This window comes from Curtobacterium sp. ER1/6 (assembly GCF_001742745.1).
In the GTDB taxonomy this organism is placed as follows: domain Bacteria; phylum Actinomycetota; class Actinomycetes; order Actinomycetales; family Microbacteriaceae; genus Curtobacterium; species Curtobacterium citri.
This window is the reverse complement of sequence record NZ_MJAK01000003.1, coordinates 245,658-271,749: the sequence shown is the minus strand read 5'-3', so window position 1 is coordinate 271,749 and position 26,092 is coordinate 245,658. Positions and strand designations below refer to the sequence as shown.

The window sequence follows — 26,092 nt, the reverse complement described above, 5'->3', positions numbered from 1 at the left end:
GGGGGACAGGAGCGCTCCCGAGACGACCGCCACGACCGCACCGACGGCCGCGATGGTCCTGGTCACCGTTCGGCGACAGGCGCCTCGTCGTGATCTTTTGTATGTGAAATGCACAACTCCTTCGTACCGGGTGGGCGTCGACCTGTCCGCCTGGACGTTCCCGGGAAGCACCCTGGGGGCGCTTTGGTTGCATGGGGGCATGACCGTTCCGAACATCACCCTGAACGACGGCAAGACCATCCCGCAGCTCGGCTTCGGTGTCTTCCAGATCGACCCTTCGGACACGAAGGACGCCACCCTCACCGCACTCGAGGTCGGCTACCGCCACATCGACACCGCCGAGATGTACGGCAACGAGAAGGAGGTCGGCGAGGCCATCGAGGCGTCCGGCATCCCGCGCGAGGAGATCTTCGTCACGTCGAAGCTCAACAACGGCTTCCACGACCCGGCGCTCGCCGCCGAGAACGGCAAGAAGTCGGCCGACCTGCTCGGCGGGTACACCGACCTCTTCCTCATCCACTGGCCGCTGCCGACCGTGTCGGACTTCGTCCCCACCTGGAAGGCGATGGAGGAGCTCTACCACGCCGGCACCGCCCGTTCGATCGGCGTGAGCAACTTCCAGGCGCACCACCTCAACCGCCTCGCGGCCGAGACGACGATCACCCCGGCCGTCAACCAGATCGAGGTCCACCCGTACCTCGTGCAGGACGAGCTCCGCGCCTACGGCACCGAGCACGGCATCGCGACCGAGGCGTGGTCGCCGATCGCCCAGGGCCTCGTGCTCGACGACGAGACCATCACCCGCATCGCCGGCGCCACGGGCAAGACCCCGGCACAGGTCGTCCTCCGCTGGCACATCCAGCGCGGCGACATCGTCTTCCCGAAGTCGGTCACGCGCTCGCGCGTCGAGGAGAACTTCGCGATCTTCGACTTCGAGCTCTCGGACGACGACATGACGGCGATCACCTCGCTCGACAAGGGCCACCGCACCGGCCCGGACCCCGACACGTTCGACTACGTCCCGGCCTGAGCGCCGACGGTCGCGGAACGCGACCACACGACGGTCGGGAGGCCCGTGGCTGCGCAGCCACGGGCCTCCCGTCCGTCGTATGGTGCCGCGCCGGACGAGGACGCGTAATGCGCGCGCTCGAAATAGATTCGGTATCCAACATACAACATGGGTCCTCGACCGCGACGTCTCCGATCGCGGACAGGAAGGAACCCATGCGCAAGATCACCCGTGCCGCCGCCGGCGCGGCACTCGGCCTCGTCCTCACGTCCTCCGGCTTCGTGGCGGCGACCGCTGCCCACGCCGACACGGACCTGCCGGCCATCCCCGGCGCGTCCGGCGAGCGTCCGATCGCGGACAGCTTCACCGGCTTCTACGAGATCCAGGGCGCTCCGAGCAACAGCGAGCGCGACGGCCTCGACGTCTTCGAAGCGGACCGTTCACACCCGTCGATCACCGTCACGAGCTCCGTGACGAAGGGTCGCCTCAAGGTCGTCGATCAGCGCGGTCGCCTGCTCTGCAGCGGCAGCAGCGCAGCCGACAACGCCCACCTGTACTCCTGCGACCTCGCCGCGATCCCGTCCGGGCCCCAGGTCGTCACGGCCGCGGTCCTCAAGTCGAACGGACACTTCAGCGAGCCCGACCAGGCGCTGCTCGACGCCTACGCCGCCGCCCCGGTCGTCACCTCGACCGAACGCGAGGGCGACGACCTCGTGCTGCACGGGAACGCCAACCGAGGCATCCGCGTCGAGGGGTCCCTCGACCGCAAGGAGGTCGTCGCGTCCGGCGCCGCCGACGACGACGGACGCTTCGAGGTCCGGGTGCCCGGTGGCGCCTCCGCGAAGCAGGTCGCACTCCGGGCGGTGAACGACGACATCCCGGCGGACACCCCCGACCACGACCACTTCGCCGTCAGCAGCTGGACCGACGTCACGCCGGCGACCGGCGGTGGCGAGCAGCCCGGCGAGGGCGGCGAGCAGCCCGGCGGAGGCGGCGAGCAGCCCGGCGAGGGCCAGTCGCCCGTCGAGGCCGTGACGAACCTGCACGACGGCGACACCGTCCACACCGCGGAGCCGGTGTTCGAGGGCACCGCTCGCCCGAACGGCCGTGTCCGACTCGACACCGGTTCGCTGAGCGGCCTCGCGATCGGCATCGCGACGGCCGACGAGCACGGGAAGTGGTCGACGAAGGCCAGCTTCCTGCGTCCCGGTGACAACTGGATCTCCGTCTCGTACGAGCGTCCGGACGGCACGTGGCGCTGGGCGGAGAACCTCCTCATCCACTACGTCCCGACGGTCGACCACTTCACCGTGCAGACGCCGGCGAGTGGCAGCACCGTGACCGAGGCTCGGCCCGAGGTCACCGGGGCCGGGGCGCACGCGTACTCCGCGGTCTCGCTGCGGACGGCCGACAACGACCGCCCGATGGGTGGCGCGCGGACCGATGCGAGCGGCGAGTTCGTGTTCGACGTCTCCGAGGACCTGAAGCCCGGCGTGAACGAGCTGACCGCGTCCTACCAGGACCTGAACGGCAACTGGAAGACCGAGCCGTACACGCTGATCTACGACGACGGCAAGGGCGGCGAGCAGCCCGGCGACGGCAACGGCGGCGAGCAGCCCGGCGACGGCAACGAGGGCGGCCAGCCCGGCGACGGCGGTACCGAGGAGCCCGGTGACGGCGCGTCCGACACCGCCTTCAGCGCCGACGCGCTCCGTGTGAGCGACCGCCAGGTCGACGTCGGCGTCCACGGCCCGAAGGGCACCGAGGTCACCGTCTCCGCCAACGGCGAGACCAAGAAGGTGACGCTCGGCGACACCGACTACGGCAACACCCTCATCACCGCCCCGAAGAAGCTCACGACGACCGTGACGGTGACCGCCACGATCGCCGGCGAGCAGGTCGAGCGCACGCTGACGATCGGCAACGGCGACCACGCCGCCGATGCGCTCGAGGCCGAGGTCTCGAGCACCAGCGCGCTGCTCGGCTCGGCGAAGATCACCGTCTGGGGCCTGCCCTGGGGCATCGGCGGCCTGCAGGCACGTGAGGGCGACCGCACGCTGGCCACCGGCGCGATCAAGGACGACGGGGAGGGCACCATCTCCGTCTCCGGACTGGCGAAGGGCGACCACGTGATCACCCTCGTCTCCGGCGGCAAGCAGACCCAGGTGTCCGTGCACATCTGACGCTGACCGCGGCACGAGGCCCCCGTCACCACGGTGACGGGGGCCTCGTGCCGTCCCTCAGTCCGAGCGTCGCGACGCGGTCACCGTGAACTTGTCGGTCCGGACCACCTGCCGCGTCGGCCCGACCAGACGCTCCAGCACCGGCCGGTAGCGCAGGTGCGAGTTCCAGACGCACCACAGTTCGCCACCGGTCTGGAGGATCGTGGCCGCGTTCCGGAACATCGCCTCCGCCGCGTCGGTGCTCACCGTGGTGCCCTCGTGGAAGGGCGGGTTGCACAGCACGAGCCCGGCCGAGCCGGCATCGAGCTCGTCCCCCGCATCCGACCGGACGACCCGGACCCGGTCGGCGACGCCGTTCGCCGCAGCCGTCGCCCGCGTCGACGCGACCGCGATCGCGGACACGTCGGTCGCGACGACCCGCACGGACGGGCGCCGGCGGGCCAGCGCGGTCGCGATGACCCCGTTCCCGCACCCGAGGTCGACGGCGACCCGAGCCGACGGCACGGCCTCGTCGACCACGTCGAGCAGCACGCGCGTGCCCTGGTCGAGCGACGTCCCCGCGAACACCCCGCCGTGCGCGACGAGCGTCATCCCGAGCTCGTCGACGTGCACCGAGCGCGGCCAGGGGTTGGTGGCGTCCGCGCGCACCGCCGTCGCGCGGAGGGGGTCCTGCGCCACGAGCAGCCGCGACTTCCCCCGCCCCCGCGAGGCGGTGACCTCCCCGAAGTAGCGGCGGAGCACGTCGTTCTGCGACAGGTTCATGTGCTTCGAGACCCCGCCGCAGAGCAGCACGACGTCGGGTGCCGCCCACCGGGCGACCGCCCGGCCGAGCTCGTCGAGCCGGTCGTTCGACTTCGACAGGCGCAGCAGCACCAGGCGGACGTCGCGGAACGCCTGCTCGAGCGTCTCGGTGAGCACGAAGCCGCTCCGCCCGAACGTCCCGGCGTTGGCCTGGAGTGCGCGCACGCCCACCAGTGAGTCCTGGACGACCCGGACGCCCGAGGCTCCGTGCACCGTCATCGCCCCGAGGGTGAGCACCCCGTACCGGTCGTCGACGACGGCGACCTCGCCGGGCTGCCGGAGCGCATCGCCGTGCACGTGCGGCGCTTCGTCGAGCAGGAAGCGGTCGGTGCCGTCGATGGCCACGAGGTCGGGCTCCTCGCTGGCCGGGGAGCGCCGGAAGTGGTCGGCGAAGTCGAATGGCACCGCCCCAGGGTACCCAGCGCCACCCGCACGCCCGCGCGCCGACGGGACCCGGCGGTATATCACCGGGGTCACTGGTATCCCAGCGTCGTACGCTCGGAGGAGACCGCCGGACGGACGACCAGCGGCACGACGAGCGAGAGGGGCCGATGTTCGCTTCGCCAGACGCCGTCCTCCGTCCCCGCCTGCGGGACCAGGCACGGGAACGACTGCGTACCGAGATCATGAGCGGTGTCCTCGCCCCGGGCACCCTGCTCGACGACGAGCAGCTCGCCCTGCGGCTCCGGTGCTCCCGGACGCCTGTCCGCGAAGCACTGTCGGACCTCGGGCACCTCGGACTCGTCGAGTTCCGGCCGAACCGGTACACCCGCGTCACGGTGCCCCGTCGTGACGAGCTCGTGCCGACCCTGCAGGCGCTGGGTCTGCTCTTCGGCGGCGTCGTGCGGACCACCATCGGCGACATGGAGGACCGAGACCGCGCAGCGCTCTTCCGCCGTGTCGGCCTCGTGCTCGACTGCATGGCGATGCCCACGTGGCAGTGGGGCGCCGACGCGATCACCCCGGTCTACCGGACGTTCATCACAGCGTGCGACAACCCGCTGCTGGCCTCGACCCTGAGCGGCGCCCTCGACGGCCTGACGTACCGCCTCCGGCACGACGACATCCGCACCGCGCTGCCGTGGGAGCACATCCGCAACGGGCTCGTGGCGCTGCGGGTCGCCATCGACTGCCGCGACGGGCGTCTGGCGGAACGGGCGACCTGGACGGTGCACCTGCTGCAGGACCCCGACCGCGGACGGGTCTGACGTGTGCGGTGACTGCCTCCGAGCCCTGATCGCCGACGTGCGGTCCCGCCGGACGGCGCGCTGCCTGCCCGAGGACGAACGACCGGCACCGCGCCGGTGCCCGGTGGTCGATGCCACCCTCGACGACGTCCGTTCGGACCCGGAGCCCTGACGCTCACCCTCCCCGGGCCGGGCGATGGGGGCGCGGACGAGGACGGGCCCGGGAACGCACCGCTCGGTGCGCTCCCGGGCCCGTGTCGACGGCCGGGTCCTCGATCAGGACGCCGCCACGACGAGCACCCGGTCGGTCGTCGTGTTCGCGCCCTTCGAGAGCGCGGTGGCGACGAGCCGGTGCTCCTCGATGGTGAGCGGTGTCGTCGTGATCGCCCACCTGCCGTCCGCGTCGGCGGTCACCGTCCCGTACCGGTCCGCGTCGCCGCCCTCACCGAGGCTGACCCGCGCACCGGGCTCCGCCGTGCCGCTGACCCGGACCGTGTCCCAGATCGGGGTGATCTGGAACCCGTCGGCGGGCGAGGAGATGCGCACACCGTTGCCGTAGTCCACCGGGACCTCGACCGAACCGGTCGGCTGTCCCGCGGTCGTCTGCGTGACCGTCAGGGTCTTCGCCCCCGACGCGTCCGGCGCAGGGATCGCCGCCGACCACGTGCCGTCGGACGCCACCGTCACCGGCTGGGGCACGAACCACGCTCCGCCGATCGAGACGGTGGATCCCGCCTGCCCCGTCCCCGAGAGCGTCGCACGCTGGGCGACGTCCTCCGGGAAGTGCACGGCGGCGGCGAACGGCCTGCCGACCACGGTCGTCGTGGTGCGCGCCGTCGTGTCGAAGGTCGCGTTCGTGAAGCCCCCGGCGAGCGTGCCGGTCATCGCACCCGAGGTGGTGGCGACGTCCGCCGGCGTCTCGACCCGGAAGGTGAACCGGAACTGCTGACCCGCCGCAACGTCCCAGTTGCGGCTCCCCAGCTGGTACTCGTACCGGGTCCCGTCGGTGGAGCGCTCGCCACCGACGATCGAGTTCCCGCCGAAGCGGCGCCACGTGTCGCCGTCGCGGTACTCGCCGCGCTGCTGGTCCTGCCCGGGTGCCAACGTCGTCCCCGCCGGCGCCTGCACCGTCAGCCGGCCGTTCGGCGTCGTGAACGCGGACTTGGCCGTGTAGGTCACGGAGACGTCCGACGTCCCACCCCGCGTGAGCTCGGCCGTACCCGTCTCCCCGACGATCTGGTCCGTCTTGACCGGGTCGACGATCGTCACCGTCGCGCGCTGCTCGTCCACGAACTGGTCACCGACGTACTGCTGGATCGTCCGCGTGTTCGATCCGAGCGACAGGCCGCCGATCGTCGCCGCCCAGAGCCCGTTGCCGTCCGCCCTCGTCAGCTCACCACCACCCGCGAGCCGGATGGAGGCGTGCTTCGTCGCCTGACCGGCGACGGTCATGGTGCGGGCCGCGTCGTCCTTGGTCGTCGAGTTGATCCGCAGCGGAGCGGTCTCGTACGGCCGGGTCACGGTGCCGAGCCGGGCACCCTTGTTCGAGTTCCAGTACCAGAAGAAGCCGTCGTACACCGAGCTGTACACGGTCCCGGCATCCCGGGTCTCGCCCTCCGCCCACGACGACGGCCACGGCACGAAGTACCCGCCCGTCGTGTCGACCCGGTTCGCGATGCGCTCGCCGTCACGGTCGATCAGGCTCTTGACGTTCCAGCACGCCCCGGTGCACTGCGGCTTGGCGTAGACGTAGTAGCCCGAGGCCGCGGGCCGGACGCTCACGCCGGACGGCGTCTGTGCGAACGCGAACTCACGCGGCTGCACGTGGTGATCCGCCGACGCCCGGGCGCCGGTCGCGGCGTCGAACAGCTGCTCGGACGACGCGTCGGGCGCCGCCGACGCGCCCGTGGCAGGGCTGACGAGTACGAGGGCGAGTACGGCGCAGGTGATCGCGGCCAGACGCCGCAGGGACGGTGTTCGCAAGGGTCCTCCTGGTGGTCGGTGGGGTCCGGATCGGACACCTCCACTGAACCAGAAGGTGGAATACCGTGTTTCAGCGCTGCGGTCGGTAGAGCACCACCGCAGTGTTCCGCTGGGGGCGCATGCCGGCCCGCAACGGCACGGCACCGCCGGTCGTCGTCGCCGCGAAGACGCGAGCGCCCGGGCGCGCGATGAGCTGGTCGGCCAGCGCCCGCTCGAGCTCGCGGACCCGGTCGCGCAGCAGCTGGTTCTCGTTCTCGAGGTCGAGCACCCGCCGGATCCCCTCCAACGACACCCCCTCGGAACCGAGCCGCGCGATCTCGCGCAGCTGCGCGACGTCGCGCATGGAGTAGCGGCGGGAACCGCCGCGCGTGCGGCCCGGCACGACCAGGCCGAGCCGGTCGTACTGCCGCAGCGTCTGCGGGTGCATCTCCGCGAGCTCCGCCGCCACCGCGATCGCGAAGACGGGCGAGTTCTCGTCCATGTCGGTCATGGTTCGTTCCTTTCCGTCGTCCGCGTGGTCCGGAAACCAGTCTGGAGGCCCGGTGACGGTTCCTGACGGAGCCGCACCGAGCCTCCAGACCGGTTGCTTGCTGTGGTTGCGCAGCGCTAGCTGCGCGCCTTGGCGAGGAGGTCCTCGCGGGGGTCCTCGTCGGGCAGTGCGGCGCGGAGGGCCTCGACGGCCTCGCGCTGCTTGTCCGACAGGTGCGACGGCACCGCGACCTGCACGGTCGCGAGGAGGTCGCCGGTGCCGCTCTTCGTCGTGACCCCGCGTCCCTTGACGCGGAGGACACGACCCGACGGCGTGCCGGGGGCGACCTTGAGCTTGACGGGCTCGCCGCCGAGCGTCGGCACCTGGATCGTGGCGCCGAGCGCTGCCTCGATGAACGTCACGGGGACGTCCACGCGCAGGTGCTGCCCGTCGCGCTCGAACACCGGGTGCTTCCGGACGGCGACGCTGACGACCAGGTCGCCGGCCTCTCCCCCGTCCGGGCTCGGCTCGCCGCGCCCGCGCAGGCGGATCTTCTGTCCGTCGGCGACGCCCGCGGGGATGCGGACGTTGACCGGCCGGCCGTTGCCCTGCGAGAGCTTGACGGTGTCGCCGGCGATCGCGGTGGTGAAGTCGAGCGTCGTCGACGCCGTGACGTCCCGGCCCTTGGTCGGACCACCGAAGCCGCGGAAGCCGCCGGAGTTCTGCCCGAAGCCGCCGCCACCGAACATGCCGCCGAGGATGTCCTCGAAGCCGCCGGCACCGCCGCCGCCCTGGCCGAAGCGGACGCGCTGCCCGCCACCGCCCTGCTGCCCGAACACGCCACCGAAGACGTCCTCGAAGCCGCCCTGGGCGCCCGGGCCGCCCGCGGTGAAGCGGGCGCCCGAGCCCATGGCGCGGACCTGGTCGTACTCGGCGCGCTGCTCCTTGTCGGAGAGCACCGAGTAGGCCTCGCTGATCTCCTTGAAGCGGGACTCGGCCGCAGCGTCACCCGGGTTGGAGTCCGGGTGGTACTGCCGGGCGAGCTTCCGGTAGGTCTTCTTCAGCTCAGCGTCGCTCGCCGTCTTGTCGACGCCGAGGACCTTGTAGAAGTCCTTGTCGAACCAGTCCTGACTGGCCATGAATCCCTACCTCCTCCCGGGTGTCAGGCCGGGACTGCGACGGCGACCTTGGCCGCACGGAGCACGCGGTCGCCGAGCTTGTAGCCCGGCTCCACGACGTCCGCGACGGTCTGGTCCGTCGCACCCGGCGTCGGCAGCTGCACGATCGCCTCGTGCACGTTCGGGTCGAAGGGCTCGCCCTTCTCGCCGATCTGCACCAGCTTGAACTTCTCGAAGCCGCCGCGGATCTTCTGGCCGATGACCTGCATCGGGCCCTCGGTCAGGTCACCGTGCGCCTCGGCGCGGGTGAGGTCGTCGAGGGCCGGCAGCAGGGCGCGGACGACCTCGGCGATGACGGCGTCGCGGTTCGCCTCCCGGTCGCGCTCGACGCGCTTCCGGAAGTTCACGAGCTCCGCCTGCGCCCGGAGCATGTCCGTGCGCATGTCGGCGACGAGGTCGCGGTCGGACTGGGAGAGCTTGTCCTCCTCGATGCCCCGGGCCGCGTCGTCGAGCAGGGCCTGGTCCTCCGGCGACAGGTCGTTGTCCGGCCCGCCGGCGGCGGGGGCGTCCGTCGGTACTTCGACGTCCGGCCCCTCCGCCTCGACGAGGTCCTCGGGCTCCTGCGCGTTGGTGGCGTCGCCCTCGACCTGGGGCTCGCCGTCCTCGGGCACGTTCTCCTTGGGATCCGTCATCGTTACTTCTTGTCCTTGTCGTCCTCGTCGTCCACGACCTCGGCGTCGACGATGTCCTCGTCGTCCGCCTGCTGCTGGCCCTGGTCACCGGCGGCCTGCTCGCCACCGGCCGCGGCACCCGCGTCCTGCTGGCTGTAGATGGCCTGGCCGAGCTTGCCCTGCGACTCGTTGAGCTTGTCGAAGGCGCTCTTCACGGCCTCGTCGTCGTCACCCGCGAGCGCGGACTTGAGGGCGTCGACGTCGCCCTGCACCTCGGACTTGACGTCCGCGGGGAGCTTCTCGTCGTTCTCCTTGATGAGCTTCTCGATCGAGTAGACGAGCTGCTCGGCCTGGTTGCGACGCTCGTTCGCCTCGCGGCGGGCCTTGTCCTCGGCGGCGTGCTCCTCGGCCTCGCGGACCATGCGCTCGATGTCCTCCTTCGGCAGCGACGAGCCGCCGGAGATGACCATCGACTGCTCCTTGCCGGTGCCCTTGTCCTTCGCGGACACGTGCACGATGCCGTTGGCGTCGATGTCGAACGTGACCTCGACCTGCGGGACGCCACGCGGGGCCGGCGCGATGCCGGTGAGCTCGAAGGTGCCGAGCGGCTTGTTGTCTCGGGTGAACTCGCGCTCACCCTGGAAGACCTGGATCGCGACGGACGGCTGGTTGTCGTCGGCGGTCGTGAAGGTCTCGCTCCGCTTGGTCGGGATCGCGGTGTTGCGGTCGATGAGCTTCGTCATCAGCCCGCCCTTGGTCTCGATGCCGAGCGACAGCGGCGTGACGTCGATGAGCAGGACGTCCTTGCGCTCGCCCTTCAGCACACCGGCCTGCAGTGCGGCGCCGACGGCGACGACCTCGTCCGGGTTGACGCCCTGGTTCGGCTGCTTGCCGCCGGTCAGGCTCTTGACAACCTCGGCCACGGCGGGCATGCGGGTCGAGCCGCCGACGAGCACCACGTGCGCGATGTCGTTGACGCTGACACCGGCCTCCTTGATGACGTCGTTGAAGGGCTTCTTCGTGCGGTCGAGCAGGTCGGAGGTCATCTGCTCGAACTGCGCGCGCGAGATGGTCTCGTCGAGGTTGAGGGGGCCGTCGGCGGTGAGCGTCAGGTACGGGAGCTGGATGTTCGCCGACATCTGCGACGAGAGCTCCTTCTTGGCCTGCTCCGCCGCTTCCTTCAGGCGCTGCTTCGCGATCTTGTCGGTCGACAGGTCGACGCCGTGCTCGCTCTTGAACTTCTTGACCAGGTGGTCGACGATGCGCTGGTCCCAGTCGTCGCCACCGAGGCGGTTGTCGCCGGAGGTCGCGCGGACCTGGATCGTGGAGAAGTCGTCGTCCTTGCCCACCTCGAGCAGGGAGACGTCGAACGTGCCGCCACCGAGGTCGAAGACCAGGATGAGCTCGTCTTCCTTGCCCTTGTCGAGGCCGTAGGCGAGCGCCGCGGCGGTCGGCTCGTTGATGATGCGGAGGACGTTGAGTCCGGCGATCTCACCGGCGTCCTTCGTGGCCTGGCGCTCGGCGTCGTTGAAGTACGCCGGGACGGTGATGACCGCGTCCGTGACGTCCTCGCCGAGGTACTGCTCGGCGTCGCGCTTGAGCTTGCCGAGGGTGCGGGCCGAGATCTCCTGCGGCGTGTAGCTCTTGCCGTCGATGTCGACCTTCCAGTCGGTACCGATGTGGCGCTTGACGCTCGCGATGGTGCGGTCGACGTTCGTGACGGCCTGGCGCTTCGCGGTCTCGCCGACCAGGACCTCGCCGTCCTTCGTGAAGGCGACGATCGACGGCGTGGTGCGGAGGCCCTCGGCGTTCGCGATGACGGTGGGTTCGCCGCCCTCGAGCACGCTGACGACCGAGTTGGTGGTTCCGAGGTCGATGCCTACTGCACGTCCCATGTGTTGACTCCTCGCGTAGGGGCAGGTTGTTGGACTTGCGTCCGATTGGCTCAAGTCTACCCGGGCCGCAGGCTGCGTCAAGGGGTGCGACAGCAAGTTGCGTCGATCCAGCGCAAGTCTGCGCGGAGCGCCTACCGCCCTTCGAGCCCGACTGCCGCACGCTGGGGAGGTGATATTCTGTATATGCATTCACCGCCTAAGCGGTCTGACAAGAAGGACATCCTCCTCCCATGAAGTCATTCATCCGAGCGGCGACCGCGACCGGCGTCGCCGCTGCTTCACTCGCGGCATCGATCTCGTTCGGTCCGGTTGCCGTTGCGTCGCCGACGACCACCGGTACGGCCGGGAACGCCGCGCAATCCAACCCAAGTGAACTGTCCGCCCCGGAGGTCGTCGCCGCGAACAAGTACATCACCCCCGACGGCACCACCGCCTACCTGTACCAGCTACGCGGCCCCAAGGGCGCGACTGTCCAGCACGGCCGGAGCAGCCACGCCCTGTGGTACACAGACGGCACCTTCGACGACCGTGGGATGTACTTCCTCACCTCCACCCTGGACCCTGCCAGCGGCATGGATTTCAGATACAAGGTCGGAGACACCACCTCGGCGAAGACCCGTATCCCCGCGGCCCAGATCGTCGAAGCCTTGCCCGCACCGGTGGTCGTCGCCGCGAACAAGTACACCACCGCCGACGGCACCACCGCCTACCTGTACCAGCTGCGCGGACCCAAGGGCGCGACCGTCCAGCACGGCGCACACACCGGAACGTGGAACACGGCCGGCACCTTCGACGACCGTGGCATGTACTTCCTCACCTCCACCATCGTCCCTGACGGCGGCTACGACTTCCGATCCAAGATCGGGAACACCACGTCGGCGAGGACCACGATCCCCGCATCCCAGATCGTCGAGGCCCTGCCCGCACCGGAGGTCATCACGGCGAACAAGTACACCAACGCCGACGGCACCACCGCCTACCTGTACCAGCTGCGCGGACCCAAGGGCGCGACCGTCCAGCACGGCGCACACACCGGAACGTGGAACACGGCCGGCACCTTCGACGACCATGGCATGTACTTCCTCACCTCCACCATCGTCCCTGACGGCGGCTACGACTTCCGATCCAAAATCGGGAACACCACGTCGGCGAAGACGACGATCCCGGCGTCGAACATCACCAACGGCGTCGTCGCACCCATCGACGCCTCTGCGTCGTTCTCACCGGTCCTCGCCGAGAACGCCACGATCGGTGGCACCGCGACGGCGGGGGCCACGATCACGATCTCGAACGGTGAAGAGCTCGCGCACGCCGAAGCTGATGACGCCGGGCGGTGGTCGACGCAGGTCAACGCTCCGAACAAGAGCGGTGTCGCAGCCTTGACGGTCGCGCAGTCCGTCGGGCCCGTCGAGCTGTCGTCCCGCTCGATCTCCGTCGACTACGGGCCGGGTATCGTCATCAACGATCTCGACGACGATGTCGCTCCCGGCGATCCGATCACCATCTCGGGTACAGCGCAGGCAGGCGTGGAGATCCGGGTCTTCGAGAAGGGCGCGAACGATCCTCTGAAGAGTGCCCAGGCCGACGAGCACGGCGCCTGGCACGTCGCCGACCTGGAGCTCGAGGACCGGGAGTACCAGCTGGTTGCCGAGGGCGTATCGAAGGGATACAACCGCACCTCCGCTGAGATCACGGTCAAGCCCCGCAAGTCCCCGGTCCCCGCGCCGGTGTCGGTGAAGGGTGAGTTCCCGACCGACGTGCACCAGTGGGCCCACATCAAGGGCTCGGGCATCGCCCAGGGCGCAACCGTCACCATCAAGCAGGGCGACAACCTCATCGCCGAAGGCCCCGCGAACGGCACCAACTTCGACTTCCAGATCGACCCGTCCAAGGTCGGCTGGGGCACCCAGCACTTCACCGTCACCCAGACCGTGAACGAGAACACCTCCGCCGCCGCGAACGTCTCCCTGGACTACGCCCAGAACACGCCCCCGGTGATCACCAGCCCCGCGAAGTTCGGCAAGATCTCGCCCACCAACCAAGTCTTCGAAGGCACCGGCGTCGACGGAGCCGAACTCGGCATCCGCCGCGCCGCAGTCGACGGCTACATCGCCGAGACCAATCTCGAGGGCTCCGACAAGTGGACGATGACCGTCAACGACGGCATCACCCTCGACGACGGCTGGTACCAGTTCTACATCCACCAGTTCACCAAGGGCGGCAAGTTCAACCAGAACGACACCTCCCTCCAGGTCGGTTCCTGACCTGCACCCTCCTCGGTCGGGTAGGGCACCCGTGGTTGCCCTGCCCGACCCCCTTTCCTCACCACCAGACTCAGGGAGAACACCCGTGAACCGCCTGCTCCTGCTGCCCGCACTCGTCCTGACCGCCAGCGCAGCCCTCGCCGGATGCGCCAGCACCGATGGATCCCTGCACTCCGACTCCACCGCGAAGTCCAGCTCCGCACCGACGTCGAAGCCGGAATCGAAGGCGGTCACCACCGCCCCTCCCGTCCAGCTCGAGAAGGCAACGGTCCCCTGCACGGACGGGGTTGCGCACGTGAAGGACCTCAACAACAAGGAGGTCACCGTTGCGGACTGCGACACCGTGGACGTCTCGACGTCCAGTGCCCGGATCATCCTCGGCAAGACCTCGCACCTCCGCGTTTCGGGAACGGTGAACGGCATCACCGCCGCTGATCTCTCCGACGTCACCATCACCGGCGACGGGAACCAGATCACCTCCTCCTCGAAGCCGAAGGTGCACGACACCGGGAAGAAGAACACCGTGCACGACGGGAAGCGCTGACCCGCACGGGAACACGAGCCAGGTCCGGACCATCAAGGTGGTCCGGGCCTGGCTCGTTGCGTTGCGGGTGGCTCCCTCGACCCGGCGCGGACGACCGCTGCTCGACCATGGCTGCTCGACGCTGGTACCCACTCGCTCGCTGCTGGCGCGAAGTCGACGAACTCCCCACACGGTCGCCTCTCTCCGCGCCCTTCCGGGCACGCCAGAGGCACCACCGCTGCACTTCAGACGCGCAACGACCCAGCGCGGGGCCGACTGGACCGACCGAGCGGACCGTGTCCACGCCGCAGTGCTGCGGGGCTGGTCAGGCCGAAGGAGCCATCGACGGTCTGAAGGCGACGATGCGGCCCAATGCCGCGCGCTCCGGTCGACCGCGAGGAACAGCGGGGCCACAGGGCGCAACGCTGCGTCAGCCGTCCGCGCCAGGTCGGCGAAGTCACTCGGGTCGCCGCCTGTCGGATCAGCGATGTCCTCCGGCATGCCGACCGTCAGTCGGTGCAGTTGGACGAGCGCTGCCGGGCTCATGCCCGGATCGAGCCGGAATCCGCCGGCCTGGACGGCATCACCGACCCGCGCGAGCTCGTCGAGGGTGCACGTGCTCCGCAGCATCGCCGGAGCCACCGCGAGCGCAGCACTGCGCTGCGCGCGCTCCCGCGGCGTGATCGGTCGTCGCGACGTCAGCCGAACGACGCGCGCCGAGTACGGCGGCGGCTCTCCTTGATCGGTTCCGCGGAGGAGTAGTCGTAGTAACTGGCCGGCTTCCGACCGGCACGGACCCGGTTCGCGACCAGACCGACGACACGGGCGCCGACCGCGTCGATCGTCTCCAGGGACTGCTCGAGCTCGCGGACCGTCGTGTGACCGTCGGTGGCCGAGACCACGAGGACGCCGGTGGCGAGGGCACCGAGGACGGCTGGGTCGGTCACCGGGAGGGCGGGCGGCGCGTCGATGATGACGTAGTCGAAGGCGGCAGCGGCCGAGTCGACGATGAAACGCATCTGCCGTGAGCTGAGCAGCTCGCTCGGGTTCGGTGGGACCTGCCCGGAGGCCAGCACGTGGAGCCCGTCCCGACCGACCACCTGGACCGCCTCCTCGAGCTCCACCTGGTGCGCCAGGACCGTCGAGAGCCCGACGCTGCCCTCGAGGTCCAGCGCATCGGCGACGGTGGGTCGGCGGAGATCGCCGTCGATCAGGAGCGTGCGGTGGCCGTTCTGCGCGAGCATGAACGCCAGGTTGAGCGCCGTGGAGGACTTGCCCTCACCGGCGACGGCGCTCGTCACCACGATGACCTGGCACGCTCCGTCGAGGTTCGTGAAGGTCAGGTGGGTGCGGAGCTGCCGGTACGACTCTGCGAGTTCCGAGAACTTCGTCCCCACCTCGGGGCGCCGGAGTGCTACGACATCGTCGGCGACGGGGATCTCGGCCAGGACGCTGCGCTCGGTGGCGCGTCGGAGGTCGTCGACGGTCCGGATCCGGGAGTCGAGGGCCTCGCGCACCATCGCAGCGATGATCGCGAGGATGAGTCCGAGGAACGCCCCGACGACGACGTTCGTGGTGACACGGGGAGACGAGGGGGCCGACGGGGTCTCGGCGTGCTGGTAGACGCTGAGCTTCACGAGCGATTCGCCGGCCGAGTCGGTCTTCTCGATCTCCCCGACGAGTTCGACCGTCTTCTCGGCGATGGCGTCGGCGAACGCTGCTGCGCGCTGAGGGTCGGGATCGGTAGCGGTGATGGTGAGGATCACCGTCTCGAGGCTGGAAGCCACCCGGACCTGACGTGACAGCTGCTCGATCGTTCCCTCGACGTGCGCTGCCGCTGCTGCTGCGCGGAGGACGGACGGGGATGCGGCGAGTTCGGCGTAGGAGGCGACCCGCGACTCGGAGAAGGAACCGCCCTGGCTCAGGTCGCTCGCCGTCGGTCCCGCGTCGACGGAAACGAACACCTGCGCTTGCGCGCGGAACATCGGCGTCATCACGAGGGTGAGGGTCGCGCCCACGCCGATCCCGACGAGTGTCAGGACGACGAGCGACGACCACCGTCGACGGAGGACAGCGGCGAACTGGACGAGCGTCATGGAGGATCTTCCCTGGCTTGATCGGGCGGTATATCTGATGCATGATACATCTGTCGACCGGAAGGGGAAAGATGACGGTACTCGGTGCACTCTTCGTCGGAGTGGCCCTCGTCGGCCTCCTCCTCCGGCGTGATCGTGTGGTCGCCGTCGCCCTCGGTGCCGCTGCCGCGTTCCCGCAGAGCGCCGGCGTCGCGCTGGGCTCGGTCGCACCGGTCCCGGTCTTCGTGTGCGTGGCCGCGGTCGCGGCCGTGGGCGGGCTGCTGACGAGGGATCCACGCCGCTTCCCCAGCGGCTTCGGGCTGCTCGTCGTCTTCGCCCTGTTCGCCTGGACCTGGACCGTCCTCGGCCCGTGGGTCTTCGAGGGCGCGCTCGTCCTGGGCCCGCGGGGCGGACTGAACAACCCCGAGCGCGTGCTCGTCCCGCTCGGCTGGTCCGAGACGAACCTGACGCAGTCCGTCATCCTGCTCGCCGCCCTCTGCGCGGTCTTCTTCCTGGCCAGGACGGGGACCGCACTGTTCACCCTCGAGGTGTCGGTGTGGACGTGCGTCGCGGCCAGCTTCGTCCGCGAGCCGCTCCGCCTCGCCGGCGCAGACGTGCTGGCTCCGTACATCGACACCCTGAACGCCTGGTACGCCGTCTACGAGGTCCGGTGGCGGGGCGTGTTCAGCGAACCGAGCCTGCTCGCCGGCTTCGCCACCGCGGTCGTCGTGTTCAGCGCTGCGCGAGCGCTCACCACCGGGAGCGCACGGACCAGGGTGGCGTCCGTCGTGCTCGCCGCAGCCGCAGCGGTCCTGCTCGTCGGCGCCGGTGCCGGCACCGGTGCGGTCGCGATGATCGTGATCGCGCCGACAGCCGGCGTCCTGCTGGTCGTCCGGTTCGTGCGGTCGGGAGGGAAGGGCGCGCCGTGGTACGTCCTCGGGGCGCTCGTGGCGGTCCTCGCCGCGCTGACCGTCGGGAGCACGGCCGTGTCCGGCGTGGTCGAGGTCGTCACGGCGAAGGTCGGCACGAACTCCCAGGTGTCGCGGGGCGGCTCCGACACGATCGGGCTGGACCTGCTCCTGCACACCGTGGGGCTCGGCGTCGGCCTCGGTGGGAACCGGTCGTCGTCGTTCGCCGTGTCCCTGCTGTCGACCGTGGGTGTCGTCGGTTCGGTGCTGTTCATCGCCGTCGTCGTCGCAGCGGTCCGTGGTGCGCACCGGGAGCCGACCCGGGTCGCCGCGGCTGCCGGGCTGCTCGCACTGCTCGTCGCGAAGGCGGTCGCGCTCCCCGACCTGGGTGATCCGCTCCTCTGGCTCCTGCTGGCGGCCTCGTGGCCCGGCCGAGGATCGGTAGGCTCGGACCCGTGCGATGGAGTCGAGTGGGCTGGCCCGGCGTCGGCTACGTCTCCCTCGAGGACGTCGAGGGCTACGCCGAGCACCTCGCCCGCCTGGTCACCGACGCACCCCCGTCCGTCGCCGCACTCGCGTCCGTCACCTGGAACGAGGCCCGCATCGCCGCGTGGCACGTCACCGAGACGCCGAGCGGCGACACCGCGGGCATCGACGCAACGCCCGTGCTCACCGTGCGGACGACCGTCGTGGTGCGGACCGACGAGGTCCTCGACACCCCGGACGGCCTGTGGCGCCGGTGGAACCACGCCCGTGTGACGCTCGAGTTCCACCGCGCCGTCCTCGAGCCCGCGGACACCGGTCCGCTCGCGGTCCTCGCCGGCGACGTCCAGGTCTCCCGCGGGGAGATCGCGCACGTGGACGCCGACGTCTGGGAGCTCCGCCTGCTGCTCTCCCCCACCGGCGAACTCGCCGTGCACTTCCGCGACGTCGTCGTCGAGGTCCGCCCCGTCGCGGAGTCGGCGTGGTCCGGCCTGGAGGCACGCCCCACCCACGGCTGGTACGGCCCGGTGCCGGACGGCTGGCTCGAGTGGGCCGCTCCCGCGGTGCGCGCCGCGGGTCACGGGGACGTCGGTGGGCTCTCCCTGGAGCTCGACGGGTACGGCGCGGACCCGACCGGTGTCGACGAGGTCGACCCGCGCTGGGGCTTCGCCCCGCTGCACGCCGCCGCGTGGTTCGACCGCCGCGGCACGACCGAGGCGCTCATCGAACGCGGCGCGGACGTCTCCGTGCTCGACGCCGAGGGGCGGACGGCGCTCGACCTCGCCCGCGAGCGCGGCTCGCGGAAGGCCGAGGAGGTCCTGCTCGCCTGGTTCGACGCGCACGCCGTCGGTGAGGCGTACGTCGCCGACGATCCGTCGAGCGACGAGGCGACCCGCTGATCGCGGTCTGACCAGGAGACGGACGGGAGGCTCGTGGCGGCGCCGCCACGAGCCTCCCGTCCGCAAGGGGGACGCGTCAGTCGCGACGCGTCTCGAGCGCGTTCGCCTGCGCGACCTTCCCGTACCAGCGCGCCGAGTCCTTGGGCGTGCGCGCGAAGGTCTCGCGGTCCCAGGCGACGAGCCCGAAGGTCGGCCGGTACCCGGAGGCCCACTCGTAGTTGTCGAGGAGCGACCAGTGCTGGTAGCCCAGCACCTCGATGCCGTCCTCGATGCAGCGGTGGATGCCCTCGAGGGCGCCCTGCGTGTAGGCGATCCGGCGGGAGTCGTCGGCGGTGGCGATGCCGTTCTCGGTGATCATCAGCGGGACGTGGCCGGACAGCTCCCACGCGCTGCGGAGTCCGTCGGCCGAGGCCTCCGGGTAGAACTCCCACCCGGTCAGGGTCGTCTCGCTCGTCTCCACGACCGGCACCGGACCGGTGGCGCCGATGAACGTGCGCGTGTAGGCCTGCACGCCGAGGAAGTCGTCACCGGCGGCCTGCTCGAGGTACCAGTCGTCGCGCGGGTAGCCGTACTCGCGGAGCATCTCCTCGGAGCCCGGCTCACCGTTCGCGCGGAACGCCTGCGTCGCGATGGTCCAGCCGGACTGCAGGCCGGAGACCTGCGACAGGACCTCGCGGGAGCGCCGGTGCGACGCGAGCAGCTGGTCCGCCACGTGCAGGTCGGGGTTCGGCAGGCCGTACGCCACGAGGTTCGACGCGTCCTCTCCCCCGGCGAGCATCGCGGCGATGTTCGGCTCGTTGATCGTGCAGACGTAGCGGACGCCGTCCTGCACGACCGGCAGCGCGGCCTCGGTGTAGCGGGCGAACAGGTCGGCGGCGTCGGGGGCGCGCCAGAAGCCGTCGCGCTCGAACCAGCGCGGCACGGTGAAGTGCATGAGCGTGACGATCGGTTCGACGCCGGCCTCGTGGCAGGCCTCGACCATGCGGCGGTAGTGGTCGATCTCGGCGCGGGAGACGAAGCCGCGCTCGGGCTCGATGCGCGCCCACTCGATGCTGAACCGGTAGGAGTTCAGGCCGAGGTCGGCGGCGATGCGGATGTCCTCGCGGTACCGGTGGTAGCTGTCCGCGGCGTCGCCGGAGGGTTCGACGATGGTGGTGTCGGGCTCGTGCTCGTGCACCCACCAGTTGCTGTTGACGTTGTTGCCCTCGATCTGGTGCGCGGCGGTGGCGGCACCCCAGAGGAAGCCGTCGGGGAACTGCAGCGTGGTGATGATGGTGCCTTTCAGGTGCGAGCCGGTGTGTGCCGGCCGAGGAAGTCGTCGAAGAGCGCGATGGTCGCGGCCGGGTTCTCGACGTGGGGGCCGTGGTAGCTGGTCGGGACGACCTCGTAGCGGGCGCCGGTGTCCTCCGCCATCTGCCGCTGCCACGGGATCGGCCAGGCGCCGTCCCACTCGCCGTGCGCCACGAGGACGGGGAGCCCGGTCGCCCGGAGCTCGGCGGACGAGTCGGTGTGGTCCTCGAGGATGTGCCCGCCGGCGACGACGCTCAGCGGGCTCGTCGCGTCGAAGCGGTCGCGGACCATCCGGACGTCGTCGGGGAGCTCCTCGTCGGGGCGGTACGCCCACAGGGGGTTCGTCGAGTCGAACAGCTGCCGGTTGTTCCCGCCGGTGTCGTGCAGGATCGTCAGCTCGGTGACCTTGCGGTACGGCCAGCCGTACGGGCCGGAGCAGAACTGGACCACTGACCGGAACGACTGCGGGGACGCGATCGCGGCTTCGCGGGCGATGACCCCGCCGAGCGAGTGCCCGATCAGGTGCACGGGCGCGCCGTCGTCGAGCAGCGCCGCGACCCGGACGACGTCGGCCGCCTCCTCGTCGAGGGAGTAGTCGGACGGCGAGGTCGGCGCGACCGAGTCGGCCTGGCCGCGGCGGCTGATCGCGACCGCGGTCCAGCCGGCCTCCCGGAGGAGCGGCATGAAGGTGCGCCAGTCCTCCTTCGACCCGGTGTACCCGGGGACGATCAGGACGGTGCCCTTCGAGGATCCGGCCGGCACGACCCGGTAGGCGGTGAGCCGACCGACGGGCAGGTCGATGCCGACGACGTCGACACCCTCGGGTGTGGGGAGGTGGCCGAAGGGAGCAAGAGCGGGGAACGTCATGCGAGCAGTGTCCGCCGCGGGTTCGGCACCGCGTCCAGCAGCGCGACCGTGTAGTCGTCCTGTGGGTGCTGCAGCACCTCGGCCGTGCGGCCCCGCTCGACCACGGCGCCGTCGTGCAGCACCATGACGTCGTCGGTGATGAGCCGGGCGCTCAGCAGGTCGTGCGTGATGTAGAGGAGCGAGACGCCCCACTGCTCGCGCAGGTCCTCGAGCAGCGCGAGCACGCCGGCGCGCAGCGTGACGTCGAGCATCGACACCGGCTCGTCCGCGATGATCACCTGCGGGTCGCTCGCGAGCGCCCGGGCGATGACCACGCGCTGCCGCTGCCCGCCGGAGAGCTGGTGCGGGAGCTTCTGCGCGAACTGCTCGACGGGCGTCAGGCCCACGGTCTCGAGGATCGCGAGCATCCGGCGTCGGGCATCGCGCCCGCGGAGTCCGGTGTAGTTCGCGATCGGTCGGGACAGGATGTACTCCACCGTGTGCAGCGGGTTGAGCGCCGCGTACGGGTCCTGGAACACCATCTGCACCTCGGAGCGGAGGTCCTGCAGGCCGCGCCTCCCGAGCTTCGTCACGTCGGTGTCGCCGAACCGGACGGTCCCGCTCGTCGGCTGCTCGACGCCGGTGAGCATCTTCGCGATGGTCGACTTGCCCGAGCCGGACTGGCCGACCAGGGCGAGCGACTGCCCGGGCTCGAGGGTGAACGACACGTCGCGGACGGCCTGCACGGGCTGCTCACCGCGACGGGGTGCCGGGTACGTCTTGACGAGGTGGTCGACGACGATCGGGTTCTTCGCGGCGCTGCGCTCACGCGACCCGACCGTGCTGAACGACGACGTCGTCTCCTGCCGGGTCTGGTCCGTGCCGCGCAGCGACCGGTCCGGGAACCCCGGCAGGCTCACGACCTCCGCACGAGGGTCGGCGTAGTGCGACAGCAGCATCTTCGTGTAGTCGTCCTGCGGGTCACGGAGGACCTCGAGCGAGCGGCCGTCCTCGACGATCCGCCCCTCGTGCATGACGAGCACGCGCTCGGTGGCCTCGAGGACGATGCCGAGGTCGTGGCTGATCAGGATCGCCGTGAAGCCCTCGGAGCGCTGCAACTCGATGATCGTGTCCATCACGGCGTGCTGCACGAGGACGTCGAGGGCCGTGGTCGGCTCGTCGAACACCATGAGCTGCGGCTCGAGCGACAGCGCGATCGCGATCGAGACGCGCTGCCGCATGCCGCCGGAGAGCTCCCCGGGGTAGCGCGCGAGCATCGACTCGGGCAGCTTCACCTTGCCGATGAGCTCCCGCATCCGGGCGTCCCACCGCTCGCGTGGAACGTGCCCGTGCGCCCGGAAGACGTCGACGAAGTGGTTGCGGATCGTGCGCACCGGGTTGAGCGCGTTCATGCCGGACTGCAGGACCATCGCGAAGCCGCCCTGGCGCTGCTGGCGCAGGGCCTCGTCGTCGAGGTCGCGGATGTCCGCTCCACCGAAGACGATGCTGCCCCCGTTGGTGCGCGCCGGCGGCTTCTGCAGCCGGGTCAGCGCGTAGCCGAGGGTCGACTTGCCCGAGCCGGACTCGCCGACCAGGCCGACGAACTCGCCCTTGCGCAGCTGGAAGGAGACGTGGTCGACGGCCTGGACGGCCGTCTGGCCGGCCGATTCGTAGACGACCGACAGGTCGCGGACGTCGAGCAGGACGTCCTGCTGCTGCGTGTCGGACGGGAGGCGCGTGGCGGCGCCGTCCCGCGCCTCCAGGCCGTCGGTGGTTGCGCCGCTCATGCGGTGACCTCCTTGCGCTTGCGGCGCGCGCCCTCGCGCAACCGCGGGTTGGACACGGCGTCGACGCCGAAGTTGATGAGGGTGAGGCTCATCGCCAGGAGAGCGATGCAGAGACCGGGGGCGAACAGCAGGATCCACTGGCCGGTGAGCAGCGCGTTCGAGTTCTGCGCCCAGTAGAGGATCGTGCCCCAGCTGACGATGGACGAGTCGCCGAGTCCGAGGAACTCGAGGCCCGCCTCGGCGAGGATCGCGCTCGTCGCGGCACCGAAGAAGCTGCCGACGATCAGGCTCGTCATGTTCGGCAGGATCTCGCGGAACACGATGCGCGTCGCACCGTCGCCGGAGAACTGCGCCGCGGTGACGAAGTCGCGGCTGCGGAGGGACTGCGTCTGGCTGCGGAGGACGCGCGCGCCCCAGGCCCAGCCGGTGACGACGATCACAGCGATGATCACCGCGATGCCGCCGTTCTGCAGGTACGCCGCGATGACGATCATGAGCGGCAGGCCCGGGATGACGAGGAACAGGTTCACGATGAACCCGACGACCTCGGCGACCCAGCCGCGGATGTAGCCCCAGCTCAGGCCGATCGCGACGGCGACGAGGGTGGACAGGAAGCCCGCCACTGCGCCGACGAGCACGGAGACCCGGGCGCCGTAGATGAGTTGGGAGAGGACGTCCTCGCCGGCGGCGGTGGTGCCCATCCAGTGCGCCCAGGTGGCGTCGGCGTTGCGCGCGAAGCCGTTCTGGCTGGCGCCGTAGGGGGCGAGGAGCGGGGCGGCGATCGCCACGAGGACGAAGAAGGCGAGGATGCAGAGGCCGATGCGGGCCTTGGTGTTGCTCCAGACGACGCCGAACTGGCGTGCGGCTGCTCTGAGCTTGGAGGGTGCTTGCTGTTCTTGCTGGGTGTCCTGCGTCCGGACGGCAACTGTTGCGTCGGGTGCCTTCGTGTTGGTCATCGGCGCGTCCTCGGGTCCAGGACGCCGTAGAGGACGTCCACGATGAAGTTGGCGATGAGCACCGACACGGTGATCATCAGGAAGAGGGCCTGCATGAGCGGGTAGTCCTGCCCGATCACGGCGTTGAACAGCAGGTAGCCGATGCCCGGGTAGCCGAACACCTGCTCGACCAGCACCGAGCCGCCGACCACGCCGCCGAGTGCCAGGCCGAAGCCGGTCAGGTTCGGCAGGATCGCGTTGCGCGCGGCGTACCGGACGGCGACCGTGCGACCGCGGAGGCCGTTCGCCTCGGCGAAGGTGACGTAGTCGTCACCGAGGGTGTTGATCATCGCGTTGCGCATGCCGATGATCCAGCCGCCCAGGCTCGTCACGAGGATCGTCACGGCCGGCAGGACCGCGTGCCGCAGGACGTCGCCGATGTAGGTGCCGTTCCAGCCCGGGACGCTCGTCGCGGACGACGCCCCGGTGGTCGGGAACCAGTGCAGGACGTAGCCGAGGAAGAACAGCAGCAGGAGTGCCGTCCAGAAGTACGGGAACGTCGACATGAACGAGCCCGACAGGGTCGGGAGCGAGTCGAGCCAGGTGCCGCGCTTCCACGCGGCCGCGACGCCGATGAGCGTGCCGATCACGAACGCGAGGACCGTGACCGTCCCGACGAGCACGAGCGTGTAGGGCAGGGCGCGACCGACCAGGTCACCGACGGGCTGCGGGTAGAACGTGTAGCTCGTGCCGAAGTCGAGGGTGACGACCTGGTGCAGGTAGCTGACGTACTGGTCCCAGAGGTTCCCGCTGGGGACGCCGAGCTGGGCCTCGATGGCCTTCTTCGTGGCGTCGGTGACCGGGCCGTTCTGGCTGAGCTTCGCGAGCGCCGCGTCGGACGGGCTGCCCGGCATGAGGCGCGGGAGCACGAAGTTCAGCGTGACCGCGGCCCAGAGGGTCAGGACGAAGAGGACGAGTTTCTGGAGGATGTACTTCACTTGCCTGCCTCCTTCTGCTGGTGCTTCGTCTCTTCGAGGATCGCCTTGCCTGCGGCGCTGTCACGGAGTCGGAGCTTCGTGAAGATGAGCAGCGGAGCCGAGTCGTAGTTCTGCGGCGCCATGTACGGGTCCTCAGCGCTCGGCCACCCGACGAACTTGCCGGTGTTGAACAGCCCCCAGAGGCCGCCGTAGTACACGCCGATCACGGGCAGGTCGTCGTACACGACGGCCTGCAGCTGGTTCAGGATGCGCTGCTGCTCGGACTTGTCCGTCGTCGCCTTGTACGCGTCGAGCAGCTGCTGCGTGTCGGCGTTCCGGTACCGCTCGAAGTTGTTCACCGTCGACTTGCCGACCGGCTGGTAGAAGTCGCTCGACAGCAGCGAGTTGTAGGCCTGGAACACGTCGCCGTTCCCCATGCCGCCCATCGCCATGTCGAACGTGCCGTTGTTGATGTTCTGCTGGTAGCCGGCGGGCTGCGGTGCCTGGATCTGCACCTTCACGCCGATCTTCCCGAGGTCACGCTGCACCTGCTGTGCGGCACGGAGCCAGTCCGAGTAGCCGTTCGCGGTCATCAGGTTGATCTCGAGCTGCTTGCCGTCCTTGACGAGCTTGCCGCCCTGCTGCTCGTAGCCGGACTTCGCGAACTCGGCGAGGGCCCGGCTGGTGTCCTGCGTGATCAAGCCCTTGTCCGGGATCGACGGGTCGAGGTACTGCTCCTGGTTCGGCAGGATCAGCCCGGTCTGGCCCGCTGCGCTGAGGTTGCCCTCGGAGGCGGTCTCGGCGATGCCGTCGCGGTCGAGTGCGTAGGAGATGCCCTTGCGCACGTTGACGTCGTCGTACGGCGCCTTCGTCAGGTTCGGGATGAGGCCGATCACGCCGCCGGCCGGGAACCACCACTTGTTGTCGGGTGACGCGGCACCCCACGTGCCCTTGACGTCGGAGATGAACGAGTACGCCCAGTCGTAGCCACGGGTGACGGTGTCGAGCTGCGTGTTCGTCGCGGGGAGCACGAGGTGCTGGATCGCGATCTCGTCGGCCTGCCAGTACCTCGGGTTCTTGTCCATCGAGTACTGCTGGTCGGAGTAGTTGCCGAGCACGAACGGGCCCGTACCGACCGGGTTCGGATCGCGCCACGTGACGGGGTCCTTCACCCCGCCGTAGTGGTGCTCGGGGAGGATGTACGTCGCGCCGATGATGTTGAGGCTCGGCACGTCCTCGCTCTTCAGGTGGAAGACCAGGTGGTCGCCGTTCCGCTCGATCCGGTCGATGTGCTGCCAGGCGCCCTTGACGTCCATCGCGGGGAACTTCTTGAGCAGGTCGAAGGTGAAGAGGACGTCCTCCGGGGTGAACCGGGTGCCGTCGGACCACTCGACGCCCTTCCGGATCGTCATGTCGATGGTCTTCGCGTCCGGCAGGTCCCACGAGCTCGCGAGCCACGGGGTGCCCGCGCCGTCGAGCGGGTTGATCTCGATGAGGGGCTCGTACATCCACTTGCTCGCGGTGCGGGCGTTCGGGATGTACGGGTTGAAGTTGCGGTCGAACAGCGGGTTGCCGCGGTCCGCGTTGATGAGCATCGTGTCCTTGCCGATGCTCGGGTCCGGCTCCGAGCGGACCTGGATGCTGCAGCCGGTGGCGGCGAGGGCCACGACGGCGATGCCGGCGAGCGCGGTCAGCAGCCGGCCGCGGCGGCGCGGGCCGTGCTGCGTGCGCTGTGGGGGAAGCGTCATTGCTCGGTCGACCTCCGTGTCGAGTGGGTGCTGCGCCCCAA

The 26,092-nt window shown here is 70.1% G+C and carries 20 protein-coding genes; 7 read left to right on the top strand and 13 right to left on the bottom strand.

Annotation, left to right across the window (positions count from 1 at the left end; genetic code table 11):
* The first annotated feature begins 199 nt into the window (after nucleotides 1-199).
* Together Cus16_RS07525 and Cus16_RS07520 are read left to right on the top strand one after the other, a co-directional pair.
* Nucleotides 200-1,030 (top strand): aldo/keto reductase, encoded by an 831-nt coding sequence (locus Cus16_RS07525; RefSeq protein ID WP_069712026.1) that lies wholly within the window; start codon nucleotides 200-202, stop codon nucleotides 1,028-1,030.
* 194 nt (nucleotides 1,031-1,224) lie between these two features.
* Nucleotides 1,225-3,192 (top strand): hypothetical protein, encoded by a 1,968-nt coding sequence (locus Cus16_RS07520; RefSeq protein WP_069712025.1) that lies wholly within the window; start codon nucleotides 1,225-1,227, stop codon nucleotides 3,190-3,192.
* Between the two features lie 57 nt (nucleotides 3,193-3,249).
* On the opposite strand, the gene Cus16_RS07515 is transcribed toward Cus16_RS07520, so the two are convergent.
* The gene (locus Cus16_RS07515) at nucleotides 3,250-4,398 is read right to left on the bottom strand and encodes a class I SAM-dependent methyltransferase (RefSeq protein WP_069712024.1); all 1,149 of its coding nucleotides are present in this window, start codon (nucleotides 4,396-4,398) and stop codon (nucleotides 3,250-3,252) included.
* Nucleotides 4,399-4,544: 146 nt separating this feature from the next.
* On the opposite strand from Cus16_RS07515, the gene Cus16_RS07510 reads away from it, so the two are divergent.
* Nucleotides 4,545-5,201, top strand: a complete 657-nt coding sequence (locus Cus16_RS07510) for a GntR family transcriptional regulator (protein ID WP_189319553.1) — start codon at nucleotides 4,545-4,547, stop codon at nucleotides 5,199-5,201.
* Between the two features lie 255 nt (nucleotides 5,202-5,456).
* On the opposite strand, the gene Cus16_RS07505 is transcribed toward Cus16_RS07510, so the two are convergent.
* The 5 genes from Cus16_RS07505 to dnaK all read right to left on the bottom strand — a co-directional run bounded on the left by Cus16_RS07505 (nucleotide 5,457) and on the right by dnaK (nucleotide 11,316).
* A complete protein-coding gene (locus tag Cus16_RS07505; protein ID WP_069712022.1) occupies nucleotides 5,457-7,163 on the bottom strand; it encodes a hypothetical protein in 1,707 nt (568 codons plus the stop codon).
* A gap of 70 nt (nucleotides 7,164-7,233) precedes the next feature.
* Nucleotides 7,234-7,644 carry a heat shock protein transcriptional repressor HspR gene (locus Cus16_RS07500; protein WP_069712070.1) on the bottom strand — a complete coding sequence of 137 codons (411 nt, stop codon included), beginning with the start codon at nucleotides 7,642-7,644 and terminating at the stop codon, nucleotides 7,234-7,236.
* Nucleotides 7,645-7,769: 125 nt separating this feature from the next.
* On the bottom strand, nucleotides 7,770-8,771 hold the full coding sequence (locus Cus16_RS07495; protein ID WP_069712021.1) for a DnaJ C-terminal domain-containing protein: 1,002 nt from the start codon (nucleotides 8,769-8,771) through the stop codon (nucleotides 7,770-7,772).
* A 23-nt stretch (nucleotides 8,772-8,794) separates the two neighbouring features.
* A complete protein-coding gene (locus tag Cus16_RS07490) occupies nucleotides 8,795-9,442 on the bottom strand; it encodes a nucleotide exchange factor GrpE (protein WP_141718865.1) in 648 nt (215 codons plus the stop codon).
* Between the two features lie 2 nt (nucleotides 9,443-9,444).
* Nucleotides 9,445-11,316: a molecular chaperone DnaK gene (gene dnaK / locus Cus16_RS07485; RefSeq protein WP_069712020.1), complete on the bottom strand. Its 1,872-nt coding sequence runs from the start codon at nucleotides 11,314-11,316 to the stop codon at nucleotides 9,445-9,447.
* A 230-nt stretch (nucleotides 11,317-11,546) separates the two neighbouring features.
* Between dnaK and Cus16_RS07480 the strand changes: the two genes are divergently transcribed.
* On the top strand, nucleotides 11,547-13,580 hold the full coding sequence (locus Cus16_RS07480) for a hypothetical protein (protein WP_069712019.1): 2,034 nt from the start codon (nucleotides 11,547-11,549) through the stop codon (nucleotides 13,578-13,580).
* Nucleotides 13,581-13,665: 85 nt separating this feature from the next.
* Nucleotides 13,666-14,124 carry a DUF3060 domain-containing protein gene (locus tag Cus16_RS07475; RefSeq protein WP_069712018.1) on the top strand — a complete coding sequence of 153 codons (459 nt, stop codon included), beginning with the start codon at nucleotides 13,666-13,668 and terminating at the stop codon, nucleotides 14,122-14,124.
* A 677-nt stretch (nucleotides 14,125-14,801) separates the two neighbouring features.
* Here Cus16_RS07475 and Cus16_RS07470 read toward each other — a convergent pair.
* Entirely contained in the window at nucleotides 14,802-16,199 is a 1,398-nt protein-coding gene (locus Cus16_RS07470; protein ID WP_069712017.1) for a polysaccharide biosynthesis tyrosine autokinase, read from the bottom strand.
* A gap of 71 nt (nucleotides 16,200-16,270) precedes the next feature.
* Between Cus16_RS07470 and Cus16_RS07465 the strand changes: the two genes are divergently transcribed.
* Nucleotides 16,271-17,845, top strand: coding sequence for a hypothetical protein (locus Cus16_RS07465; protein WP_069712016.1), 1,575 nt, complete (start codon nucleotides 16,271-16,273; stop codon nucleotides 17,843-17,845).
* The gene (locus Cus16_RS16625; RefSeq protein ID WP_069712015.1) at nucleotides 17,752-18,468 is read left to right on the top strand and encodes an ankyrin repeat domain-containing protein; all 717 of its coding nucleotides are present in this window, start codon (nucleotides 17,752-17,754) and stop codon (nucleotides 18,466-18,468) included. The genes Cus16_RS07465 and Cus16_RS16625 overlap by 94 nt, the downstream gene beginning before the upstream one ends.
* Nucleotides 18,469-18,544: 76 nt before the next feature.
* Here Cus16_RS16625 and Cus16_RS07455 read toward each other — a convergent pair whose 3' ends face one another.
* From Cus16_RS07455 to Cus16_RS07430, 6 genes are read right to left on the bottom strand one after another with little or no spacing between them, the layout of a single operon-like run.
* On the bottom strand, nucleotides 18,545-19,741 hold the full coding sequence (locus tag Cus16_RS07455) for a family 1 glycosylhydrolase (protein ID WP_141718873.1): 1,197 nt from the start codon (nucleotides 19,739-19,741) through the stop codon (nucleotides 18,545-18,547).
* A gap of 8 nt (nucleotides 19,742-19,749) precedes the next feature.
* Nucleotides 19,750-20,625 carry an alpha/beta fold hydrolase gene (locus Cus16_RS07450; protein ID WP_069712014.1) on the bottom strand — a complete coding sequence of 292 codons (876 nt, stop codon included), beginning with the start codon at nucleotides 20,623-20,625 and terminating at the stop codon, nucleotides 19,750-19,752.
* A complete protein-coding gene (locus Cus16_RS07445; RefSeq protein ID WP_083263795.1) occupies nucleotides 20,622-22,391 on the bottom strand; it encodes an ABC transporter ATP-binding protein in 1,770 nt (589 codons plus the stop codon). The genes Cus16_RS07450 and Cus16_RS07445 overlap by 4 nt, the downstream gene beginning before the upstream one ends.
* Nucleotides 22,388-23,347, bottom strand: a complete 960-nt coding sequence (locus tag Cus16_RS07440; RefSeq protein WP_069712013.1) for an ABC transporter permease — start codon at nucleotides 23,345-23,347, stop codon at nucleotides 22,388-22,390. Before Cus16_RS07440 ends, Cus16_RS07445 begins: the two co-directional genes overlap by 4 nt.
* Nucleotides 23,344-24,324 carry an ABC transporter permease gene (locus Cus16_RS07435; protein ID WP_066651916.1) on the bottom strand — a complete coding sequence of 327 codons (981 nt, stop codon included), beginning with the start codon at nucleotides 24,322-24,324 and terminating at the stop codon, nucleotides 23,344-23,346. Before Cus16_RS07435 ends, Cus16_RS07440 begins: the two co-directional genes overlap by 4 nt.
* Entirely contained in the window at nucleotides 24,321-26,051 is a 1,731-nt protein-coding gene (locus Cus16_RS07430) for an ABC transporter substrate-binding protein (protein ID WP_223246554.1), read from the bottom strand. Before Cus16_RS07430 ends, Cus16_RS07435 begins: the two co-directional genes overlap by 4 nt.
* Between the last annotated feature and the right edge of the window lie 41 nt (nucleotides 26,052-26,092).

Excerpts from the sequence above, each read along its gene's own strand:
- Cus16_RS07525 (WP_069712026.1), top strand. The coding sequence starts at position 200 with ATGACCGTTCCGAACATCACCCTGAACGACGGCAAGACCATCCCGCAG.
- Cus16_RS07520 (WP_069712025.1), top strand. The coding sequence starts at position 1,225 with ATGCGCAAGATCACCCGTGCCGCCGCCGGCGCGGCACTCGGCCTCGTC.
- Cus16_RS07510 (WP_189319553.1), top strand. The coding sequence starts at position 4,545 with ATGTTCGCTTCGCCAGACGCCGTCCTCCGTCCCCGCCTGCGGGACCAG.
- Cus16_RS07500 (WP_069712070.1), bottom strand. The coding sequence starts at position 7,644 with ATGGACGAGAACTCGCCCGTCTTCGCGATCGCGGTGGCGGCGGAGCTC.
- Cus16_RS07495 (WP_069712021.1), bottom strand. The coding sequence starts at position 8,771 with ATGGCCAGTCAGGACTGGTTCGACAAGGACTTCTACAAGGTCCTCGGC.
- Cus16_RS07490 (WP_141718865.1), bottom strand. The coding sequence starts at position 9,442 with ATGACGGATCCCAAGGAGAACGTGCCCGAGGACGGCGAGCCCCAGGTC.
- dnaK (WP_069712020.1), bottom strand. The coding sequence starts at position 11,316 with ATGGGACGTGCAGTAGGCATCGACCTCGGAACCACCAACTCGGTCGTC.
- Cus16_RS07480 (WP_069712019.1), top strand. The coding sequence starts at position 11,547 with ATGAAGTCATTCATCCGAGCGGCGACCGCGACCGGCGTCGCCGCTGCT.
- Cus16_RS07470 (WP_069712017.1), bottom strand. The coding sequence starts at position 16,199 with ATGACGCTCGTCCAGTTCGCCGCTGTCCTCCGTCGACGGTGGTCGTCG.
- Cus16_RS07465 (WP_069712016.1), top strand. The coding sequence starts at position 16,271 with ATGACGGTACTCGGTGCACTCTTCGTCGGAGTGGCCCTCGTCGGCCTC.
- Cus16_RS07450 (WP_069712014.1), bottom strand. The coding sequence starts at position 20,625 with ATGACGTTCCCCGCTCTTGCTCCCTTCGGCCACCTCCCCACACCCGAG.
- Cus16_RS07445 (WP_083263795.1), bottom strand. The coding sequence starts at position 22,391 with ATGAGCGGCGCAACCACCGACGGCCTGGAGGCGCGGGACGGCGCCGCC.
- Cus16_RS07440 (WP_069712013.1), bottom strand. The coding sequence starts at position 23,347 with ATGACCAACACGAAGGCACCCGACGCAACAGTTGCCGTCCGGACGCAG.
- Cus16_RS07430 (WP_223246554.1), bottom strand. The coding sequence starts at position 26,051 with ATGACGCTTCCCCCACAGCGCACGCAGCACGGCCCGCGCCGCCGCGGC.